Below are 24,999 nucleotides of genomic sequence, written 5' to 3' on the forward strand. Positions count from 1 at the left end.
ATTGGCTCAATGCCGAATATATTTTTGATTAAATCGATGAATATCCCAAAAAGTTAAACCCACTGACAAAATGGTTAAACCAATTGCAACATGTGCACTGGACCCCAGCGCCAATGGTGGAGTAACGCCAACACGAGCACCAAAATTCAAGGCAAAATAGAGAATCAATAAACCACCTATATACCAAATCAAGCTTAAACTACTCCCCCATTTCATGAGCTTTTTGCCAAAACGATTGGGCATTAAAGCGCCTAAAATCGTCAAGATGGGGCCACTAGCAATTAACCATAAACCCAAATCTGGATTAATCTGAAAATGTAAATAATAATTAACCAAATTTAAAGCTTGTTGAATACTTTTAGCTAATGAAGGGGCTACAATACCTGCATTGCCTATCAGGTTTCCTAACGGATTATTCGCAAAAAAATTAGGCCAGTAACTGCTACTCAATAAAATAACTGCCACTATTAATAATAGCCAAGACCTTTGCGCCTTAGCACCAGGCCATGATTTAATATTCTGGGTTATTTCATTGACTCCTGCTTGTTGTTGCGGTTGCAGCGGTTGAGAAAACTGGGGTGGTTGAGAAACTTTTTTAGTTCGAACTGATACAATTTTCGGTGCAGTTGGAGCTGGCTGTTTCGTTCGTCCAAAAGCACTACGAATTTTTCGATCCAAATTAGTTTGATGTTGATTTGCATGCCAATAACCAGCTACAATTAAGCCCACCGCCACTAACAAACTTAGCCATTTGCCAATATAAATATATGTTAAAATAGCAAAAATCACAGCTAAAATAGCCATAATTGGATTAGCTTTTAACCATAACAAAAATACTAATAGCGAATTTTTCGAAGCTTGATGGTAACGACGGGCGCGCGAATAACCTTGTTCATTAGCGATCGGTTGTTCTGTAACTGGTGATGACGACTCATCAGAATTTAGCTTAAATCCACAAATTGGACATTTTTTAGCATTTAGTTTTAATTTAGCACCACAATTAGGACAATAACGCATCTTGAATCATCCTCTCATACATCCTAATTTTCAAAAATTATCAATCAACTTACCAAATGAAAAATTTCATTCATACTCCTATATCTTAAAGGATAATTATGAAGATTTGCTAAATTTTATCAATTAATTTTGGTAAACAAATTAAGCGCAACCAGCAAAATTTGTGCTAGCTGCGCTTAATTAGACGCTTAATTAAAATTTACGAAATCGTTGTTGACGTTGTTTTAATAGCTCATTCAAACTTAATTGGTCAAATTGAATTAATTGTTGTAAAATCATTTTTTTTAATTGGTGCGCTTGATCGGCCAAAACTGATTCTGGCAAGACCTGCTCAATAATTTTATTTTCTTTTAACCAATCTGGCTCAATATGCATTACTTGAGCGGCTTTAGCAGCTAATTTAGCATCCTTCCACATAATAGAAGCAAAACCCTCAGGTGATAACACTGTATACATACTATGTTCCAACATCCAGACTTGATCGGCACATGCTAAAGCTAACGCCCCACCCGAACCAGCTTCGCCAATAATAATGGTCAAAATAGGGACTTTTAATTGTAACATTTGACTAATATTATTAGCTAAAACTTGACCTTGACCTTTAGCTTCTGCTTCCTCACCTGGATAAGCACCAGGAGTATTAATCAAGGTAATAATCGGAGCCCCGATTTGCTCGGCTAGCTTCATTATTCGTAAAGCTTTACGATATCCTTGCGGTGTAGGACTGCCAAAATGAGTAGCTAAGCGTTCTTCTAGCTCTTGACCTTTATTAGTTGCAATTACTGCAACTGTCCGGTTGTCAAGTATTGCAAAACCAGCAATAATTGCGGGATCATCACTATCAACTTGATCGCCATGAAGAGCTACAAAATTAGTAAAAATTTGGTCAATTAGTGGTTGCAAATTAGCTTTACTATCACTGCGAGCACCTTCCATGATGGCATCAATTTGTTGCTTCATTAAAATTTGCTCCCTTCCACTTTTGACCAGCAAAAACAGTCAAAATTTGATCAAACTTTTGTAATTGTTGTGGACGAGCGACTATTTCATCAATAAAGCCATGCTGTTGTGCATTTTCCACGCTCTGAAAATCATGGGGTAACTTTTTATTAATAGTTTGTTCAATCACCCGCCGACCAGCAAAACCTAGTAAGGCTTGCGGTTCTGCTAACGTCAGATCCGCTTGCGAGGCAAAACTAGCCGTGACCCCACCTGTTGTGGGATCCATGATCACAACAATATATAATAATCCCGCTTGGCGATGCTCATTAACAGCTTGGGAAATCTTAGCCATTTGCATTAAAGAATGAATTCCTTCTTGCATCCGGGCGCCTCCAGAAGCGGTAAACATAATAACAGGTAACGATGCTTTAGTGGCTCGTTCAAATAAGCGTGTAATTCGCTCACCAGTCGCTGTTCCCAAACTACCCATCACAAAATTAGGATCCATAATTCCCAAGGCCACTTGATGTTCCATTAATCCCGCTTGCCCAGTCAAAACAGCATCAGCTAACTTAGTTTTAGTTTGCGCTTTATGCAATTTTTCCTGGTAGTCTGGAAAGTCTAACGGATCTTTCGTTGCCAGATCACTATCCCACTCTGTAAAATCCTTCGTCAACATTTTTAAACGTTGAAGCGCATTAACCCGAAAACCATAGCCACATTCTGGACAAAGTTGAAATTTACCGGCACGGCGAAAATAAAATTTTAATCCACAATGTGGACAGTGACGAAAAATTCCTTGGGGAACGTTGTGATAATAACTATTTAAAGCTTGAATTGGATGCGGGGCAAAATGACTCTTACTCATCTTCCCGGGCCTCCTTTACAGGTTCTTTCATATAGTTAGGCAAAAATTCTTGATCAACATAAGTTGTCAAATATTCGCCTTGTTGAACCACATCTTGTTGTAACAATTGAATTAAGAAGTCGCGATTAGTCGTTACGCCCTTTACTTGAAACTCTTGTAAAGAATTACGTAACCGCCGTAAAACTAACGAACGGTCATTGCCAGAAGCAATAATTTTAATAATCATTGAATCATAAAACGGCGAAATAACGTCACCACTATTAACACCACTTTCAACGCGCACACCTAAACCACCTGGCCAAGACATTTGGTTAATTTGACCAGCTTGTGGTTGAAAATTCTTTTTCGGATCTTCGGCATTAATTCGCGCTTCAATTGCAGCACCATGAATTTTAACATCAGCTTGACTAATTGATAAATCTTGTCCCGAGGCAATTTTCAATTGTTCTTGCACCAAATCAATCTGCGCAACTTCTTCCGTAATTGAATGTTCTACTTGAATCCGCGTGTTCATTTCCATGAAATAGAAATTGTGTTGTGGATCCATTAAAAATTCAATTGTGCCAACATTTTGATAATGAATAGCTTGAACAGCTTTTATCGCCAATTTTTGTAGATGTTGTCGTTCTTGATCATTGATAGCTACACAAGGGGTTTCTTCCAAAACTTTTTGCTGGCGTCGTTGCAATGAACAATCACGTTCTGGTAACGCCACCACATGACCAGCTTGATCCGCCATAATCTGCACTTCAATATGCTTAGCAGGAGAGATAATTTTTTCCAAATACATCCGATCATCGCCAAAGGATAATTTAGCTTCCTCTTGAGCCTGGACAAACGAATCTGTTAAGTCTTCTGGATGAAAAACTTTTCTAATTCCCTTACCGCCGCCGCCAGCTGCTGCTTTAAGCATGACCGGATAACCAACTTTTTGGGCAACAGCCAAAGCTTCATGGGGATCTTTAACAAAGCCTTCACTGCCAGGAATAACCGGCACATTATGCTGTTGCATAGTGATTCGAGCGTTGGCCTTATTGCCCATTAAAGCAATCGTTGTCGCTTTCGGACCAATAAAAATCAAGTGGCATTCTTCACATAGCTGAGCGAATTCGGGGCTTTCAGATAAAAAACCATAACCTGGATGAACGGCTTGGGCGCCTGTTAACAAGGCTGCACTAACAATATTTTGCATATTCAAATATGAACTCGCAGGTTGTGGCCCACCGATACAAATAGCTTCATCAGCTTCTTTAACGTGTTGCGCATTGCGATCAGCTGTCGAATAAACTGCCACTGAAGCAATGTTTAATTCACGTAATGCTCGAATAATGCGGACTGCAATTTCACCGCGATTGGCAATTAAAACTTTCTCTAACATTCAATCATCACCTACTGTACAGCAAAAGTTAATTCACCAGAACATGCGATTTGGTCTTCAACATATGCTGTCGCTTTGCCGATTCCAACATTACCGCGTAACTTATCTAATTTAACTTCTAAACGCAAGCTGTCACCTGGACGGACCATTTGACGAAACTTAACTTTTTTGACACCACCAAAGTAAGCAGTTTTTCCTTTAAATTCAGGAATGGTTAACAAAGCAATGGCGCCAGTTTGTGCCAAAGCTTCTAAAATTAAAGCGCCTGGCATGACTGGATTTCCGGGAAAATGACCTTGAAAATAACTTTCGTTAACGGAAACATTCTTACGTCCGATTGCATATTCACCTGGTTGATAATCTAAAACTCGATCAACCAAAAGCATTGGATAACGATGAGGCAAAATTTCTTGAATTTGTACAACATCTAAACTATTTTGGTTTTCTGTCATTTTTACTTACCTTTCTCATCGTGATTAAAATAATTAATCACCAAAAATCAAACTAATTTGAAAAAATAAATTTTTATTATTTTCATAAGATTTACGTTTTATCAACAAATCTAAGAAATTATTCTGCTTAGTATTTTTTAATCCGGAGTAACCGTAAACAACGGCTGATCATATTCCACGACTTCTTCATCAGAAATCAGAATTTCACTAATTGTTCCTCGCAGTTCACTTTTAACTTCGGTCATCATTTTCATGGCTTCAATAACGCAAACCACATCGCCGACTTCCACATGATCACCAACTTGTTTAAATTGTGGTTGATCAGGGGCAGATTGTAAGTAAACAATCCCCACTAAAGGAGCCTTAATTTGTGGCAATTGTTCAATAGAGGGCGCATCCGTCTCAGAAATTGCTGGTTGTGAAACTGTTGGTGCCACATTAGTTCTTGCATCAGCAGTATTATTTTGAGTCTGCTTACTCAAATACAAATGACCACCGTCAAAATCCAAATCCAATTCATTAATATTACTTTGGTTAACTTGCTTCATCAAAGCTTGAATTTCTTCAAAAGTCATCTAATCTTGCCACCTTTTCATTGCCAACACAGCATTATGGCCACCAAAACCAAATGAATTGCTTAAAGCATAGTCAACACTTTGTTGTGCATTAGCGGTTGTGACCAAGTTAACATTACATTCTTCATCTTGATTGGTTAAACCAACATTAACTGGTAGTTGACCTGATTGTAAAGCTAAAGTCGTTGCTACTGCTTCTACGGCACCAGCAGCTCCTAACAAATGACCAGTCATACTCTTAGTACTCGAAACTAAAACTGAACTATTTTCGCCAAAGACTTGATTAATTGCCCGCGATTCAGCCGAGTCGTTACCTTTAGTAGCAGTTCCATGAGCATTGATATAACCAACCTGTTCTGGTGTGATGCCGGCTTCTTGCATGGCTAAACTCATTGCCCGCGCTGCTTGGGTTCCCTTAGGATCAGGCGAAGTAATATGATATGAATCAGAAGTCGTGCCGTAACCAACAATTTCTCCTAAAATTTTAGCTCCCCGAGCTTGTGCATGTTCTAAGGATTCCAAAATCAAGGTACCAGCACCCTCACCCATCACAAAACCAGAACGCTTGGCATCAAATGGCAAACTAGCTTTAGCAGGATCAGTTGCAGTTGAAAGCGTAGATAAAGCTGCAAATCCGGCAATTCCAATTTGGTTGACTGAAGCTTCAGAACCACCAGTAATCATTACGTCACTGCGACCTTCTTTAATTTGCCGATAAGCTTCACCAATTGCATTCGTACTCGACGCACAAGCCGTTACAATTGTCGTACTAATGTTGTGGGCTTGATAGCGCATTGATAAATTTCCCGCTGCCATATTGGCAATTGCCGTAGGCACAAACATTGGCGAAACACGATCAGCACCCTTATCATGCATTTTGATAACTTGTTCTTGAATGGTCGTCAAGCCGCCAATACCTGAACCCCAGATCACACCTAAGCGATCCGAATCAGTATTTTTGGCATTAATTTGAGCCTGTTCCATTGCTTCATCACTTGCATAAACCGCGTATTGCGTAAAAGCATCCATCCGCTTAGTATCTTTTTTAGTTAAGTGTTGTAACGGATCAAAATCATCAATTTGTCCGGCTACGGTCACACCAGTACTTGTAGCATCGAAATAAGTAATTGGTTCAAAACCAATTTTTTGTGAATTCAAACCTGCTTGAAAACTAGCAACATCATTACCAATTGGTGTTAATGCTCCCAGTCCTGTTATTACTACTCTTGTCATTGCTATCTCCTTACTGCATCGTTAAACCGCCATCAACAGTCAAAGTTTGACCCGTAATATAATTATTTTGGGCTAAAAAGACTGCTGTTTGGGCAATTTCTTCAATTTGACCGAAACGTTGTAATGGGATTTGTTGGACAATCTCTTGTTGACGTTTGTCACTTAATTGTTGCGTCATTTGGGTATCAATCATTCCTGGAGCAATTGCATTGCACCGCAGATTACGTAGTGCCACTTCTTTAGCGACAGACTTCGTTAAACCGATAATACCGGCTTTGCTGGCAGCATAATTAGCCTGACCGATATTTCCAGTCAAGCCAACCACACTAGCTAAATTAATAAAGCAACCTGAACGTTGTTTATACATTGAACGTAACGATTGCCGAATAACGTTAAAAGTTCCAACTAAATTAGTCTGTAAAACACTATTAAAATCATCCTGTGACATCCGATTTAATAAACCGTCATGAGTAATGCCCGCATTATTAACTACAACATCTAATCTTCCAGCTGCGGCTAAAGTTTGTTTGATTAATTGCTCCGCAGAATCCATTTGCGTCACATCAGCACTAAAATCAAAACACTGCACACCCAAATCCATGATTTGAGCTTTAATATCCGCAGCAATGGGATGTCGTGCATTCAAAACAATGTTCGCTCCTTGTTGAGCAAAAGCTTTGGCAATAGCTAAGCCAATGCCCCGTGAGCTGCCTGTTACTAAAACTACTTTATCTTTGAGTTCCATTAGTCCACTTCCTCTAAGGCAGTAATAGTTTGCTGTAAAGCAGCATAACTATCAACTTGATAAGTTGGAATTTTCCGCACAACTTTTTTGGCAAAACCTAACAAGGTCTTACCTGGTCCTAATTCAAGCACAGCTGTCAAATCTTTGGCCTGTTGTTGCAAAGTAGCAGCAAAATAAGTGGTTGAAACTAACTGGTTAGTTAAATTAGTACTTAAAGTTTGCGGAACAAATTCCTGTTTAGTTGTTGTACTAAAAACGGGAAAAGTGCCTTGTTGCCAATTAACTTTAGTTAAAACCTCATTTAATTGAGCTTGAATGGGCTGCATTAGTGGTGTATGAAAAGCGCCACTAACTTTCAAAGGTACCGCACGTAATTTTTCTTGATCCTGTTTTAAAAGGGCGACTGCTTGCGCAACAGCTGCTGGCACACCACCGATGACAATTTGTTGTGGCGTATTAACATTAGCCACACCAATTTCACCAAGAGCACTAGCGCTTTGCACTGCTTTTTCAACATCAGCTAGATCAACTTTCATGATGGCAACCATTTGACTAGGTGTTTGTTCACTAGCCTGTTGCATCAATTCACCACGACGTTTAATAACTTGTAACCCCGTAGCAAAATCCACATAACCACTACTAGTTAAGGCACTGTATTCGCCTAAACTGAGACCTAAGCCAAAGTATTTGGGTGGCAAATAAGATTTAACTTCTTGGTACAAGCTCCAACTCAATGCCAAAATCGCTGGTTGAGCAAACTTGGTTTGTGCTAATTGCTCACTAAAAGCTTCATCGTACAACAAACTAGGCAAATCTAACTGTAAGATTTGCGCAGCTTGGTCAATGTTTTGCTTAAAATTTGGTAAACTCTCATATAAATCTTGTGTAATTCCTGTCTTTTGGGCACCTTGACCACTAAACAGTAATCCCAACATTTACCGTTCACCGCCTAAAAGCTTGTCCGCTTGATTATAAACGTCAGCTAAAATTTCAGCAGCTGGCTGTTCTTTTTTCACTAATCCAGAAATTTCACCAGCCATATAAGCACCAGTTTTTGCATCACCATCTAATACGGCGCGCCGTAAACTACCATTACCTAATTCTTCAATATTACTGTAATCAGGATGATCTTTGGCTGCTTCGGCTTTTTCTAATTTAACGTAGGTTTTAGCCATCTTATTTTTCAAAACCCGGGAAGGATGACCCGCAAAATCACCCGTCACCATTGTGCTGGCATCGTTAGCTTTTAAAACAGCCTTTTTATAAGTTGGATGTACTTTTGATTCAGTGGCAACTAAAAAGCGAGTTCCCATTTGGACACCTTGAGCACCTAACATTAAAGCGGCAGCTAAACCACGGCCGTCACCAATACCACCGGCAGCAATCACAGGGATCCCAACGGCATCAACAACCTGAGGCACTAACGCCATGGTTGTTAACTTACCAATATGACCACCAGATTCCATACCTTCAGCAATTACTGCATCAGCGCCAACGCGTTCCATCATTTTAGCTAAAGCAACGGAACCAACAACCGGAATCACTTTAATCCCTGCCGCCTTAAAGCGTGTGAAATAATCGCCCGGATTTCCAGCACCTGTCGTTACTAAAGCGATACTATCTTTATATTCCAAGACAACTTCGACCACTTCTTCTACGTGAGGAGAAAGCAACATGACGTTCACGCCAAAAGGTCGATCAGTTAATGAACGGGCAATCTTAATTTCTTCGGCAATAGCGTCACCAGGAGCATTACCAGCGCCAATGATGCCTAAACCACCAGCATTGGAAACAGCAGCTGCTAATTTACCATCAGCGACCCAGGCCATACCACCCTGAAAAATTGGATACTTTAAACCTAAGCTTTGAATAAATGGACTTAACTGCATGCTTAATCTTCCTTTGCTTCTAGTTGTTGCTTTACAAAATCAACTAAATCTTGCACAGTTTGAATACCATCTTCATTTTCAATTTTAATATCAAATTCGTCTTCTAATTCATTAATAACTTCAAAAATATCCAAACTATCAGCATTCAAATCATCTTTGATGTTTGCTTGTAAGGTAACTTCTTCTTCTTCTTCACCTGTTTGGTCGACGATAATTTCTTTTACTTTGTTAAAAATTTCTTGATCTGTCATGATATAAAACCCCTTTATAATAATTAAAATTTAATAAATTAATGCTACACTACCAACGGTCAAACCGCCACCAAAACCGCTCAAAATTAATTTTTGACCGCGCTTGATTTGACCATTAGCAACACCTTGAGCCAATAATATTGGTACACTGGCAGCAGAAGTATTACCAAACTCGGCAACATTTTGTAAAAACTTAGTTTCTGATTGCTTTAAGTGTTGCGCAATACTTTTGATAATACGTCCATTAGCTTGGTGCAATAAGAAATAATCAACTGCCTCTAAATTCCAATCAGTTTTCGATAATAAGCGCTGGATGGAATTAGGTACTTCGTGAGTTGCAAAACGGTAAACTGCATGACCATCCATCATAAAATAATGTTTTTTAGCATCAGTTGCATCTTGATTAAAGATAGACTCAACAGGTAAATAACCCGCAGTTAAAGCCTGTGCTTGATCACCTAATGTTTGTAAATCTTCGGCAATTAAACCTGGTGTATTAGTGGCTTCTACTAAAACGCCAGCAGCTCCATCACCAAACAATACTGCCGTTGAACGATCAGTCCAATCAACTAGTTTCGATAAAGTTTCTGCACCAATAACTAAACCACGTTGATAAGTGCCTTGTAATAGCTTATCTGCTAAAGCTAAAGCATAGATAAATCCCGAACAAGCAGCACTAATATCAAACGCAAAGGCGTGATCCGCTTTTAATTTGCCCTGCACTAAAGCTGCCGTTGAAGGCGTCTGGTAATCTGGTGACATCGTAGCAACAATAATAAAATCTAAACTACCAGCTGGCCAATTAGCCGCTGTTAATAATTGTTGTGCTACTTTAAAGGCTAAATCAGACGTTTGCTGATTTTGAGCAATATGGCGCTGTTTAATACCAGTTCTTGAAGCAATCCACTCATCTGAAGTATCCATAAACTTTGTCAAGTCATCGTTGCTAACGATCTTGTCCGGTACATAGTAAGATGTTTGCTTAATTCTCAATCCCAATCTGGATTACTCCTTTGTTTTATCGATATGAGCTGGAAACTCTAGAAAAGCCCGTAAGTTTAATAATGCGCGTTCAATAATATCAACTTGCGCGGAATCAAAATTTTCAATAAACTTTGCTACCATTTGTCGATGAAATAGGTCATGTGCACGATAAACTAAGCGCCCTTTTCTGGTTAAGCCCAAACGAACAATGCGTCGATCATCATCACCGTGAAACCGTACTACGTAGCCTTTTCGAACTAAATTACCGACCATAGTTGTCACTGTGCCCGGTGTAATCATTAATTCTTCAGCTAATTGTGAACTTGTTTTGTGATCATACATTGAAATGGCATCAATAGCATGCATCTCTTTTACCGATATATCTTTAAAATCACTTTTCTTTAATTCACGTTCTTCCACACGCATAATATCGGTATACACAATGGTCAATAACCGGTTGATTCGTTGCATTTTATCTGTCATTCGTAAGACTCCTGTTGAATATCAAAATAATTGCAACTTATCAGTTGATTCGTAAGGATTTTAAGCATCCTCAACGATAAACATCAATTCCGCAGTTACTGCTGGCTTATCTTGAACTAAAGCGACGCAACTAACTAAGCCAATATTTTGACGCTGCTTTTTTAATTCTACTTTTAACTGTAATTGATCACCAGCATGGACATCAAACAAAAATTCAGCTTTAGGAATTCCTCCTAAGTAAGCCGTTTTATTTTGAAAACTAGGTGAACTCAAAATAAAAATTGAGGCTGCTTGAGCTAGCGTTTCAACAATTAACGTGGACGGCATGATAAACTGACCAGGACGATAACTATCAACAAAAGATTCATCAGCGGTCACATTTTTAATCGCCTGAATCGATTGGTCAGCTTCCATGGATTGCACACCATCCATGAAAAAAATCGGATAACGATTAGGAATTAGTGCCCGTATTTCACTAGAATTTAGTTCCATTAAATTTCCAACAGCTCCTTCATTTTATTTCAAACATCAAAGTGTTTGATGGCAGTATCATATTGCAACTTGCTTTAAATGTCAAATTTTACTATTATAAAAACCGGTATAATCAGCACTTGAGCCTTAATTTATAATAATCATATTTTATTTTGAAACTCAAATTAGTTTTTTTTCTACCCGGGAGTTAAAATTAATGAACCAACATTTAAAACTTTTAGAAAAACAGTTACAGCAAAACTTAACCGACTTTCCCTTAACGATTGCTTGGTATGATGAAGTTACTTCAACCAATCAATTATTAAAACAACATTCAACAACCATTAAACAGCAAAGCCAATTAATTATTAGTCAAAAACAAAGCGCTGGTTATGGCAAACAAGGGCGTAATTTTATTTCCGAATCTGGCGGACTATATCTGTCAGTCGGTTTATCTGTTCCCCAATTAACCTTTAAAAATCAAGGCCTGTTAACAACTGGTATTGCTTGGTGCTTAAATCAAGCGATTCAAACCCAGTGGCAAATAACCACCGAAATTAAATGGGTTAATGATTTACTACTTAATGGTCAGAAAATTGCCGGTATTTTAGTGGAACAACCACAACCAAAACTCGCAATTATTGGCATTGGTCTGAACTTACAGCAGACTAATTTAGTAACGGGAACCAATCTCTTAAACTATCTGCCCACTAAAAAAGAATTATGCCAGTTTATCACTGTCTTAATTCAACAAATCTGGTATTTAAAAGAAAACTTTGCTAATGGTTTTTTTCTTAAAGATTATGAAACCAAACTAGCTTGGCGCAATCAAATCATTCAAGTACAATTAGGCACAAAAACCATTCGTGGGCGGCTAGTGGGAGTCAGCCAATCTGCTAATTTAATTTTACAAACTAACACTGGGCTTCGAGTTATTAATAGTGGTGACGCAAAAAAAGTTCGCCAAATTTAAGTTAAACTAATTAAAGGCGCTAAATAATTTCAAATTATTCTTTGCCAAATAAAAGACTAGAACAAAAAACGTTTAAGAAGATCTGAACAAAAGAGGCCAAGACAAAAATAATTTTTCGTAAATTTAGACGAATATTGTCTTCTTAATAGTGCTCCAAACGTCAAAATTTTGTCCCAACTGCTAATTATCCATAGTTAAACGCCAAATTTTTCTTGTTCTAGTCGTTTGTTTAAATTTTATTTTATAAAGCTGTAATCACTGCCAGAGCGCCAAAAATTACACCAACACCATTGCTGACAGCCAATGGATAATCACGATGTTCCTTAAACAAGGCATAAACAACCCATAACAAGGTATTAATGACCGTTGCTAAGGGTTGAATCGGACTGCCTTTAACTCCTTGTAAATTATTGATTATTTGGGGAATATAGGAAACATACATTAAAATCGCAGTTCCAGTTGCAATCCAGCCTAAAGTTGTAATAATTTTTTCTTTTTTACTCATAAATTTTATTTCTCCTCAAAAAATCTTTCACTTTACATAACAATGTTTTAATTTTAAAACATTTGCTCTTCATTTACAGTAAAAACGATTAAATTTTTCAGATTATTTTCGTCGATATTCCAAAAAACTTGGCTGTCCTTGAATAATATGTGTCATTTCTTGACTAAACCTGCTCCGCGTTAGCGGTTGTAATTTATTAAGTGGTAAAATTTTGAGCAATTGAGCTAACAACCAACTGCTTTGACGATCAGTATCATAAATCAAATTAGGATAGACAATTATTGCCTGATTTTTTAATTTGCGTTTTACATAAATGGCGGTTTTATCTTTATAAAATAAATATTTTTTGAAACCAATTGGAGCAAAATTAGCAGCTACAAAAAGCATTTTAGTTGTCAATTGGTGTTGCACTAAATAGTCGGTCACTACTTGAGCCGGCTGAAAAGTTGACCTTTGATAAGTTAAGTCTTTTTGTGGTTTTTCGCGTAAAATCCCGATTAAATCAAGCAACCAATCGCAATGACTCACTGCTAACTGCCAATTTTTATCATGCACAAAGTCCGTTTGGATAAACTGGGCTTTGGTTCTTAAAGCAGGCGGTACTTTTTGTTCACCACTACGGGACAAACTAACCAATTTCCAAGTTGGTTGCTGACTAAATTTTCGTAATAAATCCTGACCCAAATAACCAGAACCGCCCATTATTCCAATTTGCAACAATCTCACCGCCAGTCTTCATTTTAAAAATCATAGTATAATATTGATTATTACGTTTCAAAGAAGGTGCTCAAATGAAACAAGATCAACTAATGGAAGTTTGTCTTTTAGCTGGCCAAATTTTAGTCGAAGCTGGTTCGGAAATGTATCGGGTGGAGGACACTATGCGCCGCATTGCTTTTTGTGGACACGAAGCTGATAATGCCGCTTTTACTAGTTTAACCGGTGTCTTAATTAGTTTTAAGCAAGCTCCCTACACGCGCTTCTTACAAATATCACGCCGGGGAATTGACATGAACAACATCACCAAAGTCAATACCTTATCCCGAAAATACGAAGCCCAAGAAATTGATCTCACAACTTTTGAACATCAGTTACAACAAATTAAACAAGAACCGCCTATTTTTAGATTACCAATGCAAACTTTCGGTGCTGGTTTAGAAAGTGCTTGTCTCATGATCATTTTCACACAACATTATGATTGGAAAGATTTTATCAGCACTTTCATTATTGGTGCTTTAGGCTATTTAGTAGCCATCTTAATTGGTCAACATAGCCGTTTACGTTTTATTGGTGAGCTAATTGGGGCTTTGATTATCGCGCTACTCACAATTTTTGACGTACAATTTTTAGGTGGTCAAAGTATTAATAACATTATTATTGGTGCCATTATGCCACTTGTGCCCGGTGTTCCCATGACCAACGCCCTTAGAGATTTATTTGAAGGCAACTTATTAGCCGGAATAGAACGCGGTATCGAATCAACAATGGTTGTTGGTGCTATTGCTGTTGGTGTGGGTATTGCTTTTTACTTAATTCGCTGAGGAGTTGTAGCCATGTATCATTTATTAGTACAAATCATTTTAAGTTTTATCGGAACAGTTGCTTTTGGTTTATTTATCCAAGTCCCCGTCAAAGAGTTAAGTTGGGCCGGTTTAGCTGGTAGCTTGGGCTGGACCGTTTATTGGTTATTGGTGCAAGTTCATGTCGGTAAAATTGCTGCCAATTTTTTAGGTGCCTTAGTCGTTGGCTTAAGTGGTTTAATTTTAGCACGCGTCAAAAAGCAGCCCAGTACTATCTTCAACATTCCGGGCTTAGTGCCGTTAGTGCCTGGGGCTAGTGCTTATCAAGCTTTGGAACAATTTATGACCGGAAAATTAGATAGTGCTTTAACTCAAGTTTTACATGTCACTTTATTAACGGGAGCCATTGCATTAGGCTACGTTTTAGCTCAATTAATTGGCGAACTATTATTTAAAAAGAAAAAAGAAGTCCATCAAAATGAGTAGCAAATTATCAATTAAGCCGTGAACAAGACCGTTTAGAAACAAGAAACTAGCCTAAACTCAGGATTTAAATGTGGTTTTTATCTTAAGTTCTTAGGCGTAAGGTTGCTAGGTCTTGTGAGCGCAATCTCTTAACTTGCGCCAAGAAACGATTAACAACCTAAAAATTAATTTCGTTATTTTAAATTTGTAATACTTACAACCAAAACCGCAAAACTTTAGTTAAAAAGTTATGCCCCCACTTGGTACAATCCCATAAAATTAAGCTGGATATCAAAATAAACAAACCACTAATTACTAACTTGCCTCGTGTCAAAGGGCTTGATAATAACCAAGAAACTCCAATACATAGCCAAGAGATGGCTAGCCAAAATTGAACAGGATACCGCATTTTATTTTTCATATTGTTACCTCAGAGTAGTTCACCAAAATATTGAACATAGATTCGTTTAATCACGGTTACCACTAACAAATACATCACCATAGTCACTGCTAACAAAAGCCAAAAATCAGGTGGTAGGGCCACCAACTTTAAAAATCGACCTAGCTTCGTAAATGGAACGAGTGAGCCAAAAATAACCGCTCCTGTAGTAACCAAAGTCATGAGCCAAGAAGCACGACTTTGAAGAAAAGGAAACTTTTTAGTTCTTAAAGCATGAAGTACAAAAGTTTGACTCCAAAGTGATTCTACAAACCAACCACTATTAAATAGTTGAATAAATTTCTGCTGTGCTAAACCACTAGTTTGCTGAAAGGCTTGACCAACAACTTGTGGACAAATTAAAAAATACATTGCTAAATAAGTTGTAATATCAAAAATGGAACTCGTCGGGCCAATAATTTTCATGAACCGACCGATAGATTGTACTTCCCATTTACGTGGCACTTTCAGATACTCTTGATCCATTTGATCCCAAGGAATTGATAAGCAAGACAAGTCATAAGTTAAATTTAAAAATAATATCTGTAAAGGTTGCATTGGCAAAAATGGTAAAAATGCACTGGCACATAAAACCGACAACATATTACCAAAATTAGAAGAGCAAGTTGTCTTAATATATTTCATAATATTGCCAAAGGTTTTACGGCCAATTAAAATGCCCCGTTTTAAAATCATCAAATCTTTTTGCAACAAAATAATGGTAGCCGATTCTTTGGCAATATCCACTGCTGTATCCACAGAAATCCCCACATCAGCTGCTTTCATAGCAGGAGCATCATTAATACCATCACCTAAAAAGCCGACAACATGCTGATTCTGTCGTAAAGTTTGAACCAGCAAAGCTTTTTGTTCGGGGGCAACTTTTACAAAAACATTTGCTTGTTCAACAGCTTTTGCTAACTGTGAGGTTGATAATTGACTAATTTCTTGGCCAGTTAAAACCTTTTGCACTGGAAAATTAATTTGCCGACAAACCGCTAAAGTCACTAATTTACTATCACCAGTAATAATTTTAACTTGCGTACAGTATTCTTTTAAGGAAGCAATCGCCTTTTTGGCTGTAGCTTTGGGTGGGTCTAAGAAAGCCAAATAACCTAAAAACGTCATGTCCTGTTCATCAGCCGTGGTCAATTTTTCACCATTAACTGGCTGGGGGTTAACCTTACGTGCTAAGCCTAAAACTCGTAACCCTGCTTGATTTAAATTAGCCGCTTGAGCTTGTAATTGCTTAATCAAAGCTGGGGTCAAAGGCAACTCTTGATCGTACTTAAAGACTTTGGAACAAATTTGCAGCATTTCTTCCATGGCACCTTTCGTGACCAGTTCGACCTTTTGCTGTGGCGTTTTGACAATGGTACTCATACGTCTTCTTGTAAAATCAAACGGTAGCTCATCAATTTTTTGATGTTGATCATCATCTAATTTCAATTCTGATTGTGCTTTCTTAATAATTGCTTGGTCCATCAAATTATTTAAACCCGTTTGAAAATTACTATTCAAGTAGGCATAGTATAAAACTTGCTTTGTTGTTTGCTGCTCAGGGTCATAATGGTATTTCAAAATAATTTTATCTTGTGTCAAAGTTCCAGTTTTGTCCGTACATAAGACATCCATAGCTCCTAAATTTTGAATAGCATTGACGTTTTTGACAACTGCTTTTTGCTTAGACATTTCTAAAGCGCCACGTACTAAATTAGTCGTCACAATCACCGGCAACATTTCGGGTGTTAACCCGACCGCTGTGGAGATACCAAACAAGAGTGCCTGCATCCAATCGCCCTTAGTCAAACCATTCAAAACACAAACTAAAGGCGCCATAACTGCCATAAAGCGAATTAATAACCACGAAGTTTGACTAATACCCAGATCAAAATTAGTTACTGTTTTTTGATCATTAGTTAAGGTCTGACTGACTTTGCCAAACCGGGTTGCTTGACCAGTCGCAATCACTACCCCCCAAGCGGTACCACTAATCACATTACTGCCCATAAAAGTTAGGTTTTTTAAATCTGTACTTTGCTCATAAGTGTCAGCATCTAATTGGGCTTGTTTTTCAACCGGATAACTTTCGCCTGTTAAAGCAGCTTGCGAAACAAATAAATCACGAGTTTGGATTAAGCGTAAATCTGCCGGAATCATATCACCGGCGGCTAATTTAACAATATCTCCTGGTACTAAGTCATCTAGCGGAATTACTGTTAACTTTTGCTTTCGTAAAACTTGAGTATTAACACTGATCAGTGATTGCAATTGTGCTGCCGCATTATTTGATTTTACCGATTGAATTAAGGTCATTGTTCCACTGGCAATAACCATGACTAAAATAATCATGGCTGCAGTTAAATTTTTATCCTTGGGCGCAGCCACAAGATAATCTGTCCAGAAAGAAATTAGAGCTAATAATATTAAAACTAGCGTAAAGGGTGTCACAAAAGCTTGAAAAATTTGCCGCTGAAGTGGAATTTTTTGCTGATAAGCCAAAGTATTCTTGCCATATTTTTGCTGCAAGGTTTGGACTTGCTTTTTTGTTAAGCCCGAACTAGGAGTTTGATATTGCTGCTTAATTGCTGATACCGAAGCTTGGGCAATTTGCAACAACTTTTGATCAGATAACATAAAAAGACCTCCTCGTTTAACAAAGGAGGCTCAATAAACACAAAAGGGTCGCAAAAAAATTTGCGACCCCAACTTTTTAGTTTAGCACTACCCGGCGTAAAGACGATTGTCTAGCTACTTGGGAGCTTGCCTTCGATCGGCAAGCCCTGTCCTATACATTGGCGTTTCGCAACGTTTCTGTACAGTAGCATATGTCCGTGTAGGAGCCTCTTTTATTTTATTATTGTCATTAATCATTTTTACCTAATACAAACGATAAGTTAACATTTTAAATAGTGAAAGTCAAGGTGAATTAGTTATTGCGGTTAAAGACTTGAAGATTATGCTATACTAGCTGTGATAGCTTTGACCGATTATTCAAACCATCATTAGTTGGTTGAACTCTGTCAAAAAATTAAAAGGACAAATAATCTCATGAGAAATTTAGCAATGTTGACTGACTTATATGAATTCACCATGGCTAACGGTTATGATGCAGTTAATAAAGATAAACAAGGTGTCTTTGACGTTTTCTTCCGCAAAGTACCAGATAATGGTAGCTTTATCATTAATGCGGGACTTCAACAAGTCGTCGAAGCCGTCGAAAATTTTCATTATGATGATGAAGATCTTCAATATCTGGCTTCATTGAAAATTTTTAGTACCAGTTTCTTAAATTATTTAAAAGATTTTCAATTTGATTGTTCAATTACAGCCATTCCCGAAGGAACTCCCGTTTTTCCACGGGAACCAATTATGACTGTTCAAGGTCCCTTAATTCAAACACAATTATTAGAAACTTTAATTTTAAATCTTTTAAATCACGAATCATTAATTGCTACTAAAGCGCGGCGAATTACTTTTGCTGCCAAAAACAAACCGGTCATGGAATTTGGTGCCCGTCGTGCCCAAGGACCAGATAGTTCGATTAATGGTGCCCGTGCTGCTGTCATTGGTGGTTGCGCTAGTACTTCCAATGTTTTAGCAGCTAAAATGTTTAACATCCCACCAGCTGGGACCATGGCTCACGCTTGGGTGGAATCTTTTCCCGATGAATTAACAGCTTTTCGTAAGTGGGCGCAAATTTATCCCGATAATGCTTCATTTTTAATTGACACTTATGACGTTTTAAAATCTGGCTTACCGAACGCTATTACGGTGTTTCAAGAATTACAAGCCAATGGTCGGCAGATTCAAGGTGGAATTCGCATTGATTCAGGTGATATTGCACAATTAACTAAAAAAGCGCGGCAAGCTTTAGATCAAGCTGGCCTACCTCAAATTAAAATTACTGTTTCTAACGCCTTGGACGAACGCGTCATCCAATCGTTGCTGGCTGAAGGAGCACAAATTGATAATTTCGGTGTTGGTGAAAAATTAATCACTAGTGCTTCATCACCCGTTTTAAGTGGTGTGTATAAATTAGCTGCTGTCATTGATAATGGACAATTAATTCCTAAGATTAAAGTTAGTGATAACCGTGATAAATTGACTTTGCCGGGCATTAAAAAGACTTATCGCTTGTATGATCGTCAAACGCACAAAGCAATTGCTGATGTGATTAGTTTGGCAGATGAACAATTAACTGAACAAATTACTGTTGTGAATTCCAATCCTTTATCCGTTAAAGATCAAGTTAAACTGCAAGATTTCAAAGCGGTAGAATTATCACAACTAGTTTTAAATCACGGCCAGGTCGTCAAAACTGAAACTGATGTTCTAAAAATCCAACGAACTTGTCAAGAAAAACTAGCTGAATTACCAGAGGCTACCTTAAGGATTGTTAATCCAGATTTTTATCCTGTATATATCACGACTAAATTAGCTGATTTACAAGCTGATTTAATCAAAAAAAGTTTAAAAAATTAATAAATAAAATAATTTAAAGGTAATAAAAAATCTTCTAAATCCGGACCGGACTTAGAAGATTTTTTGTTAACAACCAACTACCACTGTTGCTGTTAAGACAATAGAATGCAGCTTTGAGGTGGGGGACTTATTGCTGAACTACATTTTAGCTTGTTGAATTTTGTAATTATAAGTAAGTTTAACCATTTTGATAACTATCATGATGATTTCTACTTACCTTTTACTGACGCTAAATCATTTTTTAAGGCGATAATCTGTGCTTCTAGCTGTTGTATTCTTTGTTGAATGTAATTCAAATTATTGTCATGTTTATGGAAGTTCATCTGCAAAATTGGTAACGTATCAGTTTGAAATTGTTCAAATTTCTTTTTCTGTTGACCACGCCAGAATGAAGCCATAGTTTGATATTTTTGCGCTTGATTTGACAATTCAGGAACCAACTTTAACCATTAATTTCCCCATATTGTATATTATTTTAAAATTCGTCCCCGCCATCCCAAACAAAAAGCCCCGCAACGGGGTCACCATTTAGATATTTCAATTTATTTAATCATTTAGGTTCAGATATTAATTATCATTCTCTTCGCTTTTTTAGTCGATTGTTGATCCGTTTAATTTGATGTTCTTGCAATATTAAAATAATCAACCAAATTATAATATACGTAATCAAAAAAACAGCAATCGTCCAGATAACAATCGGCCAATGACAAACTAGCATCATCATTAAGAACAAAGTAAACGTCACAATTAAATGTAAAAATAGTGCTACTAAAAATGGCCAATCGGTTTCCATTATAAAAGAGCCTTCACCCATTAAGCCACTAAATAAAAAAACTCCTAAAACTGTCACTAAAGAAATATTGATTTCATGAGGACCACATGCCACGACCAGTAAATAAACCATGGATCCAAATCCCATGCCAATAACAAAATGCTCTAATACTTTGCGTAATAACTTCATTATAAGCCCAACCTTTGTTCTAACTCTGTTAAATATTTACGTGAAACATCAGTTTTTAAATTACACTGCAAAATGGCAATCATATTGCCAGCAAAACCTGATTCTAATGAGTCCAAACAATTCAAGTTAATCACGCAATGCCGTGAAACTTGAATAAAATCTGGTGTCAACTTTTCTAAAACTTGATATAACCTTCCTGTCGCTTCAATGATGGAACTTTTTGTATAGTAAGTTAAATTTTTTCCTTGGACCTCAATTTTAATTAAGTCTTTAATTTTAATAGTCAAAATCCGCTCTGCCGTTTTAATAGGCAATAAAGTTTGCGCCTGCAACTCATATTGTTTGATGTACGACAAAAAATTATTAACTGCCACCGATTGGGAGCCTGACTTGATCTCAATTTCAATTTCATCTTTGCCTAATGAAGCGTCGATTTGAAGATCTATTTTCACGTTATTTCTTCTTTCTTCTCTGATTAATTACAGTGGATAAAACAATCACCACTATCAATAAAATGACAATCATCACTACCATTATATAAATGTTTATTGTGTTAGTTATTTGCGAGCCATTAATTTCAAACTGAATTGCTAAATCTTTCATCATTTTTATTCTCATTGGCACAGGAACATTTTGTCCTTTTAAATTATTTAACAAAAGACTACGCAAAATGGTGGCTTCATAACTACTAGGAATTAATTTGACTAAAAATTGCATACTTTTTGAGAGCGTTCCATACGGCATATAAGTCGCCACAATAAAGCCAGCCGCCGCACTCATAATTGAAGCCAAATGATTATAAGTCACACTAGAATGGACTAATAGAGCAAACAATTGATTAACTAAAGTGGCCGCAAAGCCACTCAACAATATTAAACCCACTGCCGGTAAATAAAAATCATGTGGAATAGTTACTTCATCAACTAACTTAAAATAGATTCCGACCACTAGTAATAATAACAATTGCATCAAAAAGCTAATCAAGGTGGCTGAAAAAATGTAACTCAAACTACGTTTTGCCGGTGAAACATCAGTTAATTGAAAATCCATTTCGGTATTAGTTTGTCGATCAATAACAAATTGACTGAGTGCTTGAAACGATGTTGTAATTCCCGCAATTGCGATTAAGCCAGCCAACATCCACAAATCCAGTAACTGTTTTTTATTAGCAATATTCGGCAAGGAACTGAGTAAATAATTTTGTAAAAAGCAAATATAAATAAAGAAGCCAATTAAAGCACCTAAACATGACATCAAGGCACTGGCAATATTACTAAAATAAACTTTAATATTTCTGTACGTTAAAGCTAACATTATTGCAGCTCCTTTCCGGTAATATTAATAAAGGCATCATCAATCGAACCCGGACGATATTCAAAAGTGTTAATTAAACCAGAATTCTTTTGTAAAACCTCAATTGTCTGCTGACTGGTTAGTCCCGATAATTCCAGCTCATTTCGCGATACTTTCTGGACTACGTTGCCTACCTGAATTTGGTCCATACAAGCTGATGTAATCCTTAACTTACTGGGTGCATATTGTTCCTTAATCATGGCAGCCGAACCACTAGCTAACAGATTACCATTTTCTAAAATGTACATCTGATCAGCATTTTGAGCTTCTTCTAAATAATGCGTAGTTAAAAAGATCGTCAAACCTTGTTCAGTCTGTAATTTCTGTAACAAGTCCCAAATGGCTAATCTGGTTTGTAAATCTAAACCCGTTGTGGGTTCATCTAAAAATAATAAGTTAGGTTGATCAATTAATGCTCTGGCAATGTCAACGCGACGCTTTTGCCCACCTGATAAAGTGCCATATTTTTGTCGCCAAAATTTTTTCAAGCCAATTATTTCAACTAATTTTTCTAGCCATTTTCGATCATAATATTTATACATTTGAGCTCTTAATAAGATGTTGTCTTTGACAGATAAAGCGTCATCTAAAACACTATCTTGAAAAACGACGCCCATCTTTAGGTTTTTAGCATATTGGATGGTTCCTGCAGTTGGTTTTAAAAAACCTGTCAGTAAATTAATAGTTGTTGATTTGCCAGCGCCATTGGTGCCAAGATAAGCCACCAATTGACCCGAAGCAATTTTTAAATTAACAGCATTTAAAGCCGTTTTCTGACCGTATTTTTTAGTTAAATTAAAAGTTTCAATGAGCATTAAAGTTCTCCTTTTTCACAAAAACTATTATTAGTATGACCAAAAAAGCCGATTTTGTCTGGCTCATTGACATGAGTTGCCATGTAATTGCTATAAAAAACCATATCTGATACATCAAATATTTATGAATCTGAGGCCCGACCGTTGATTTTTAAAATGTCATCATGAATTAATTTGATCTAATTCAAAGCAAAATACGATTATTCCAATTTATTAATTTTTATATCTTTTAAAGTAAAAAACAAGACAATCAAGAAAATAAATTCCAGATTGCCTTGCTTTTTTGTTCAGATCCAAAACCTTTGCCCTGGCCGCTTTATGGTGCTCCAAAAGTCAGAAGTCTGTGTTGAACTACGTTTCAATTTCAATAAGTTATTACCAGAAATGACCTACTTTTTACTAATTAATCTAAGTTATCACCATTTGAAGCAATAACTTGTTTATACCAATCAAAGGATTTCTTTTTATAGCGTTTAAAAGTACCTTGGCCTTGATTATCTTCATCAACATAAATGAAACCATAACGTTTCGACATTTCACCGGTTGACGCACTCACTAAATCAATACAGCCCCACGGTGTATAACCCATTACATCGACACCATCATCAATTGCTTGACCGATAGCTTGAATATGTTGTCGTAAATAGTCAATCCGGTAATCATCAGCTACATAATGATTTTCATCAGGTTCATCAATCGCACCCAAACCATTTTCTACAACAAACAACGGTTTTTGATAACGATCTGATAATTCATTGAGAGCAATTCTCAAACCGGTGGGGTCAATTTGCCAGCCCCAATCACTGGATTTCAAAAATGGATTTTCCACACCACCCATTAAATTACCTGCCGTCGTTTTATTATCCGAACGAGTAACCTCTGTAACTGTAGACATATAATAACTAAAGCCAATGTAGTCAACTGGATATTTGGCTAATAAATCTAATTGTTCTTGGGTATAATCCAAATCACTGAGTTGAACACCATTACGCGCCAATAAACTCTTGGTATAAGCCGGATAGTGACCACGAACTTGAACATCAGCACAGAAGAAATTATTAGCTTGATTATCCTGCAAAGAAGCCAATTGATTGACTGGATTAGCATCATAACTATAATTCGTGGCATATAAAATCATACAGCCAATCTGTAAATCAGGATCTAATTCATGGCCAATTTTAACTGCTTTGGCACTACCGACAAACTGATTATGCCAAGCTTGATAGATATTCTTTTTATCATCAGCACCGTTAGCTTTCACTAAGCCTTGACTCATCACTGGAAAATGAGCTGCACTATTAATTTCGTTAAAAGTCATCCAGTATTTGACTTGCTTATAATAACGAGTCAATACTGTCCGTGCAAACCGTTCATAAAAATCAATTAACTGCTTATTTTTCCAACTACCATACTTTTTAACCAAATTCAACGGTAATTCATAATGTGAAATTGTAATAACCGGCTCAATTTGATATTTCAAACATTCCGCAATCAATTCATCATAAAACTTTAAACCTGCTTCATTGGGCTGAGCATCATCACCGTTAGGAAAAATCCGTGACCAAGCAATAGAGAACCGATAACATTTGAAGCCCATTTCAGCAAATAACTTAATATCTTCTTTAAAATGATGGTAATGATCATTACCAATGTGATTAGGATAGAAATATTTATCCTCATTAATTGAAAAATCAAAGTTTGGGTCATTCATAACTTGAATCCGATCTTTACCCTCAGGCATTACGTCTGGTAAAGATAGTCCCTTGCCATCTTTTTGATAAGCACCTTCTAATTGGTTAGCTGCAGTAGCGCCACCCCATAAGAAGTTTTGTGGAAACTTAATTGTTGACATAAAATCCTCCTCAAAATAACTTAGTACTCATAGAAAATACTATATCATTTTCTATTACCGAAAATGATAGAAAATTCTATTTTTTCTATTAGATTACCATGAAACAAGGCAACCTAGTAATTTAAAAATTAACGTAGCCTGAATTTTTTAAATTATTGATCCGTTGCAACATCATTAAGAATATACCCAGTTAAGAATTCATACTATCAAAAGAGTTTTCATATTTATCCATCATATTATGAATGTTAATAGTTAATTTAAAAAAATTGGTGGAGCAACAAAGATGCTTTTGAATGAGAAAATAAAATATTAAATTAAAAAATTGTTGCGAAACCTCAGGCTT

28 protein-coding genes and 1 riboswitch are annotated in these 24,999 nt (G+C 36.9%); of the genes, 4 read left to right on the top strand and 24 right to left on the bottom strand.

Features of this window, described 5'->3' with window-relative positions:
* Window positions 1–6 precede the first annotated feature (6 nt).
* The 14 genes from AC3B7A_RS04290 to fabZ (AC3B7A_RS04355) all read right to left on the bottom strand — a co-directional run bounded on the left by AC3B7A_RS04290 (window position 7) and on the right by fabZ (AC3B7A_RS04355) (window position 11,309).
* Window positions 7–1,017: a zinc-ribbon domain-containing protein gene (locus AC3B7A_RS04290; RefSeq protein WP_489756485.1), complete on the bottom strand. Its 1,011-nt coding sequence runs from the start codon at window positions 1,015–1,017 to the stop codon at window positions 7–9.
* Window positions 1,018–1,209: 192 nt separating this feature from the next.
* Window positions 1,210–1,983, bottom strand: a complete 774-nt coding sequence (gene accA, locus AC3B7A_RS04295; protein WP_489756544.1) for a carboxyltransferase subunit alpha — start codon at window positions 1,981–1,983, stop codon at window positions 1,210–1,212.
* Complete coding sequence (locus tag AC3B7A_RS04300) at window positions 1,961–2,827, bottom strand: acetyl-CoA carboxylase carboxyltransferase subunit beta (protein ID WP_489756486.1); 867 nt, start codon at window positions 2,825–2,827, stop codon at window positions 1,961–1,963. The genes accA and AC3B7A_RS04300 overlap by 23 nt, the downstream gene beginning before the upstream one ends.
* Window positions 2,820–4,205 (bottom strand): acetyl-CoA carboxylase biotin carboxylase subunit, encoded by a 1,386-nt coding sequence (locus AC3B7A_RS04305; protein WP_489756487.1) that lies wholly within the window; start codon window positions 4,203–4,205, stop codon window positions 2,820–2,822. Before AC3B7A_RS04305 ends, AC3B7A_RS04300 begins: the two co-directional genes overlap by 8 nt.
* A gap of 11 nt (window positions 4,206–4,216) precedes the next feature.
* Window positions 4,217–4,657 carry a 3-hydroxyacyl-ACP dehydratase FabZ gene (fabZ, locus tag AC3B7A_RS04310; RefSeq protein ID WP_489756488.1) on the bottom strand — a complete coding sequence of 147 codons (441 nt, stop codon included), beginning with the start codon at window positions 4,655–4,657 and terminating at the stop codon, window positions 4,217–4,219.
* A gap of 137 nt (window positions 4,658–4,794) precedes the next feature.
* Window positions 4,795–5,232, bottom strand: coding sequence for an acetyl-CoA carboxylase biotin carboxyl carrier protein (locus tag AC3B7A_RS04315; RefSeq protein WP_489756489.1), 438 nt, complete (start codon window positions 5,230–5,232; stop codon window positions 4,795–4,797).
* Entirely contained in the window at window positions 5,233–6,465 is a 1,233-nt protein-coding gene (fabF, locus tag AC3B7A_RS04320) for a beta-ketoacyl-ACP synthase II (protein WP_489756490.1), read from the bottom strand.
* 10 nt (window positions 6,466–6,475) lie between these two features.
* Entirely contained in the window at window positions 6,476–7,210 is a 735-nt protein-coding gene (fabG, locus tag AC3B7A_RS04325) for a 3-oxoacyl-[acyl-carrier-protein] reductase (protein WP_489756491.1), read from the bottom strand.
* Window positions 7,210–8,145, bottom strand: a complete 936-nt coding sequence (locus AC3B7A_RS04330; protein ID WP_489756492.1) for an ACP S-malonyltransferase — start codon at window positions 8,143–8,145, stop codon at window positions 7,210–7,212. The genes fabG and AC3B7A_RS04330 overlap by 1 nt, the downstream gene beginning before the upstream one ends.
* On the bottom strand, window positions 8,146–9,099 hold the full coding sequence (gene fabK / locus AC3B7A_RS04335; protein ID WP_489756493.1) for an enoyl-[acyl-carrier-protein] reductase FabK: 954 nt from the start codon (window positions 9,097–9,099) through the stop codon (window positions 8,146–8,148).
* A 2-nt stretch (window positions 9,100–9,101) separates the two neighbouring features.
* The gene (locus AC3B7A_RS04340; RefSeq protein ID WP_489756494.1) at window positions 9,102–9,350 is read right to left on the bottom strand and encodes an acyl carrier protein; all 249 of its coding nucleotides are present in this window, start codon (window positions 9,348–9,350) and stop codon (window positions 9,102–9,104) included.
* Between the two features lie 30 nt (window positions 9,351–9,380).
* A complete protein-coding gene (locus AC3B7A_RS04345) occupies window positions 9,381–10,349 on the bottom strand; it encodes a beta-ketoacyl-ACP synthase III (RefSeq protein ID WP_489756495.1) in 969 nt (322 codons plus the stop codon).
* Between the two features lie 6 nt (window positions 10,350–10,355).
* Window positions 10,356–10,817: a MarR family winged helix-turn-helix transcriptional regulator gene (locus AC3B7A_RS04350; protein WP_489756496.1), complete on the bottom strand. Its 462-nt coding sequence runs from the start codon at window positions 10,815–10,817 to the stop codon at window positions 10,356–10,358.
* Between the two features lie 60 nt (window positions 10,818–10,877).
* Window positions 10,878–11,309, bottom strand: coding sequence for a 3-hydroxyacyl-ACP dehydratase FabZ (fabZ, locus tag AC3B7A_RS04355; protein WP_489756497.1), 432 nt, complete (start codon window positions 11,307–11,309; stop codon window positions 10,878–10,880).
* Between the two features lie 196 nt (window positions 11,310–11,505).
* Between fabZ (AC3B7A_RS04355) and AC3B7A_RS04360 the strand changes: the two genes are divergently transcribed.
* On the top strand, window positions 11,506–12,261 hold the full coding sequence (locus tag AC3B7A_RS04360; protein WP_489756498.1) for a biotin--[acetyl-CoA-carboxylase] ligase: 756 nt from the start codon (window positions 11,506–11,508) through the stop codon (window positions 12,259–12,261).
* 241 nt (window positions 12,262–12,502) lie between these two features.
* Here AC3B7A_RS04360 and AC3B7A_RS04365 read toward each other — a convergent pair whose 3' ends face one another.
* Window positions 12,503–12,766: a SemiSWEET family transporter gene (locus tag AC3B7A_RS04365; RefSeq protein ID WP_489754920.1), complete on the bottom strand. Its 264-nt coding sequence runs from the start codon at window positions 12,764–12,766 to the stop codon at window positions 12,503–12,505.
* A 102-nt stretch (window positions 12,767–12,868) separates the two neighbouring features.
* On the bottom strand, window positions 12,869–13,483 hold the full coding sequence (locus AC3B7A_RS04370) for a hypothetical protein (protein ID WP_489754921.1): 615 nt from the start codon (window positions 13,481–13,483) through the stop codon (window positions 12,869–12,871).
* A 74-nt stretch (window positions 13,484–13,557) separates the two neighbouring features.
* Here AC3B7A_RS04370 and AC3B7A_RS04375 point away from each other — a divergent pair, with 74 nt between their 5' ends.
* Together AC3B7A_RS04375 and AC3B7A_RS04380 are read left to right on the top strand one after the other, a co-directional pair.
* Window positions 13,558–14,307 carry a threonine/serine exporter family protein gene (locus AC3B7A_RS04375; RefSeq protein WP_489754922.1) on the top strand — a complete coding sequence of 250 codons (750 nt, stop codon included), beginning with the start codon at window positions 13,558–13,560 and terminating at the stop codon, window positions 14,305–14,307.
* Window positions 14,308–14,319: 12 nt separating this feature from the next.
* Window positions 14,320–14,772 (top strand): threonine/serine exporter family protein, encoded by a 453-nt coding sequence (locus tag AC3B7A_RS04380; protein WP_489754923.1) that lies wholly within the window; start codon window positions 14,320–14,322, stop codon window positions 14,770–14,772.
* Window positions 14,773–14,965: 193 nt separating this feature from the next.
* Here the strand turns inward: AC3B7A_RS04380 and AC3B7A_RS04385 are convergent, their stop codons facing one another.
* Window positions 14,966–15,172 (bottom strand): hypothetical protein, encoded by a 207-nt coding sequence (locus tag AC3B7A_RS04385; protein ID WP_489754924.1) that lies wholly within the window; start codon window positions 15,170–15,172, stop codon window positions 14,966–14,968.
* A gap of 9 nt (window positions 15,173–15,181) precedes the next feature.
* Window positions 15,182–17,827 (bottom strand): magnesium-translocating P-type ATPase, encoded by a 2,646-nt coding sequence (gene mgtA / locus AC3B7A_RS04390; protein ID WP_489754925.1) that lies wholly within the window; start codon window positions 17,825–17,827, stop codon window positions 15,182–15,184.
* Window positions 17,828–17,883: 56 nt separating this feature from the next.
* Window positions 17,884–18,054, bottom strand: a riboswitch (M-box (ykoK) riboswitch).
* 187 nt (window positions 18,055–18,241) lie between these two features.
* On the opposite strand from mgtA, the gene AC3B7A_RS04395 reads away from it, so the two are divergent.
* On the top strand, window positions 18,242–19,675 hold the full coding sequence (locus tag AC3B7A_RS04395) for a nicotinate phosphoribosyltransferase (RefSeq protein ID WP_489754926.1): 1,434 nt from the start codon (window positions 18,242–18,244) through the stop codon (window positions 19,673–19,675).
* A 209-nt stretch (window positions 19,676–19,884) separates the two neighbouring features.
* Here AC3B7A_RS04395 and AC3B7A_RS04400 read toward each other — a convergent pair whose 3' ends face one another.
* The 6 genes from AC3B7A_RS04400 to AC3B7A_RS04425 form a co-directional block, all read right to left on the bottom strand.
* Entirely contained in the window at window positions 19,885–20,103 is a 219-nt protein-coding gene (locus AC3B7A_RS04400) for a hypothetical protein (protein WP_489754927.1), read from the bottom strand.
* 146 nt (window positions 20,104–20,249) lie between these two features.
* The gene (locus AC3B7A_RS04405) at window positions 20,250–20,636 is read right to left on the bottom strand and encodes a DUF3021 family protein (RefSeq protein ID WP_489754928.1); all 387 of its coding nucleotides are present in this window, start codon (window positions 20,634–20,636) and stop codon (window positions 20,250–20,252) included.
* Window positions 20,636–21,088 (bottom strand): LytTR family DNA-binding domain-containing protein, encoded by a 453-nt coding sequence (locus tag AC3B7A_RS04410; protein WP_489754929.1) that lies wholly within the window; start codon window positions 21,086–21,088, stop codon window positions 20,636–20,638. The genes AC3B7A_RS04405 and AC3B7A_RS04410 overlap by 1 nt, the downstream gene beginning before the upstream one ends.
* 1 nt (window position 21,089) lies before the next feature.
* Window positions 21,090–21,950: an ABC transporter permease gene (locus AC3B7A_RS04415; RefSeq protein WP_489754930.1), complete on the bottom strand. Its 861-nt coding sequence runs from the start codon at window positions 21,948–21,950 to the stop codon at window positions 21,090–21,092.
* Window positions 21,950–22,804, bottom strand: a complete 855-nt coding sequence (locus AC3B7A_RS04420) for an ABC transporter ATP-binding protein (protein ID WP_489754931.1) — start codon at window positions 22,802–22,804, stop codon at window positions 21,950–21,952. The genes AC3B7A_RS04415 and AC3B7A_RS04420 overlap by 1 nt, the downstream gene beginning before the upstream one ends.
* 403 nt (window positions 22,805–23,207) lie before the next feature.
* Window positions 23,208–24,656 (bottom strand): glycoside hydrolase family 1 protein, encoded by a 1,449-nt coding sequence (locus AC3B7A_RS04425; protein WP_489754932.1) that lies wholly within the window; start codon window positions 24,654–24,656, stop codon window positions 23,208–23,210.
* Between the last annotated feature and the right edge of the window lie 343 nt (window positions 24,657–24,999).

The organism is Bombilactobacillus sp. ESL1202, assembly GCF_058107125.1.

What these genes read in the sequence shown, in the direction of transcription:
- AC3B7A_RS04290 (WP_489756485.1), bottom strand. Translation starts at nt 1,017, where the DNA reads ATGCGTTATTGTCCTAATTGTGGTGCTAAATTAAAACTAAATGCTAAA.
- AC3B7A_RS04300 (WP_489756486.1), bottom strand. Translation starts at nt 2,827, where the DNA reads ATGAGTAAGAGTCATTTTGCCCCGCATCCAATTCAAGCTTTAAATAGT.
- AC3B7A_RS04305 (WP_489756487.1), bottom strand. Translation starts at nt 4,205, where the DNA reads ATGTTAGAGAAAGTTTTAATTGCCAATCGCGGTGAAATTGCAGTCCGC.
- fabZ (WP_489756488.1), bottom strand. Translation starts at nt 4,657, where the DNA reads ATGACAGAAAACCAAAATAGTTTAGATGTTGTACAAATTCAAGAAATT.
- AC3B7A_RS04315 (WP_489756489.1), bottom strand. Translation starts at nt 5,232, where the DNA reads ATGACTTTTGAAGAAATTCAAGCTTTGATGAAGCAAGTTAACCAAAGT.
- fabF (WP_489756490.1), bottom strand. Translation starts at nt 6,465, where the DNA reads ATGACAAGAGTAGTAATAACAGGACTGGGAGCATTAACACCAATTGGT.
- fabG (WP_489756491.1), bottom strand. Translation starts at nt 7,210, where the DNA reads ATGGAACTCAAAGATAAAGTAGTTTTAGTAACAGGCAGCTCACGGGGC.
- AC3B7A_RS04330 (WP_489756492.1), bottom strand. Translation starts at nt 8,145, where the DNA reads ATGTTGGGATTACTGTTTAGTGGTCAAGGTGCCCAAAAGACAGGAATT.
- fabK (WP_489756493.1), bottom strand. Translation starts at nt 9,099, where the DNA reads ATGCAGTTAAGTCCATTTATTCAAAGCTTAGGTTTAAAGTATCCAATT.
- AC3B7A_RS04340 (WP_489756494.1), bottom strand. Translation starts at nt 9,350, where the DNA reads ATGACAGATCAAGAAATTTTTAACAAAGTAAAAGAAATTATCGTCGAC.
- AC3B7A_RS04350 (WP_489756496.1), bottom strand. Translation starts at nt 10,817, where the DNA reads ATGACAGATAAAATGCAACGAATCAACCGGTTATTGACCATTGTGTAT.
- fabZ (WP_489756497.1), bottom strand. Translation starts at nt 11,309, where the DNA reads ATGGAACTAAATTCTAGTGAAATACGGGCACTAATTCCTAATCGTTAT.
- AC3B7A_RS04360 (WP_489756498.1), top strand. Translation starts at nt 11,506, where the DNA reads ATGAACCAACATTTAAAACTTTTAGAAAAACAGTTACAGCAAAACTTA.
- AC3B7A_RS04365 (WP_489754920.1), bottom strand. Translation starts at nt 12,766, where the DNA reads ATGAGTAAAAAAGAAAAAATTATTACAACTTTAGGCTGGATTGCAACT.
- AC3B7A_RS04375 (WP_489754922.1), top strand. Translation starts at nt 13,558, where the DNA reads ATGAAACAAGATCAACTAATGGAAGTTTGTCTTTTAGCTGGCCAAATT.
- AC3B7A_RS04380 (WP_489754923.1), top strand. Translation starts at nt 14,320, where the DNA reads ATGTATCATTTATTAGTACAAATCATTTTAAGTTTTATCGGAACAGTT.
- AC3B7A_RS04385 (WP_489754924.1), bottom strand. Translation starts at nt 15,172, where the DNA reads ATGAAAAATAAAATGCGGTATCCTGTTCAATTTTGGCTAGCCATCTCT.
- mgtA (WP_489754925.1), bottom strand. Translation starts at nt 17,827, where the DNA reads ATGTTATCTGATCAAAAGTTGTTGCAAATTGCCCAAGCTTCGGTATCA.
- AC3B7A_RS04395 (WP_489754926.1), top strand. Translation starts at nt 18,242, where the DNA reads ATGAGAAATTTAGCAATGTTGACTGACTTATATGAATTCACCATGGCT.
- AC3B7A_RS04405 (WP_489754928.1), bottom strand. Translation starts at nt 20,636, where the DNA reads ATGAAGTTATTACGCAAAGTATTAGAGCATTTTGTTATTGGCATGGGA.
- AC3B7A_RS04415 (WP_489754930.1), bottom strand. Translation starts at nt 21,950, where the DNA reads ATGTTAGCTTTAACGTACAGAAATATTAAAGTTTATTTTAGTAATATT.
- AC3B7A_RS04420 (WP_489754931.1), bottom strand. Translation starts at nt 22,804, where the DNA reads ATGCTCATTGAAACTTTTAATTTAACTAAAAAATACGGTCAGAAAACG.
- AC3B7A_RS04425 (WP_489754932.1), bottom strand. Translation starts at nt 24,656, where the DNA reads ATGTCAACAATTAAGTTTCCACAAAACTTCTTATGGGGTGGCGCTACT.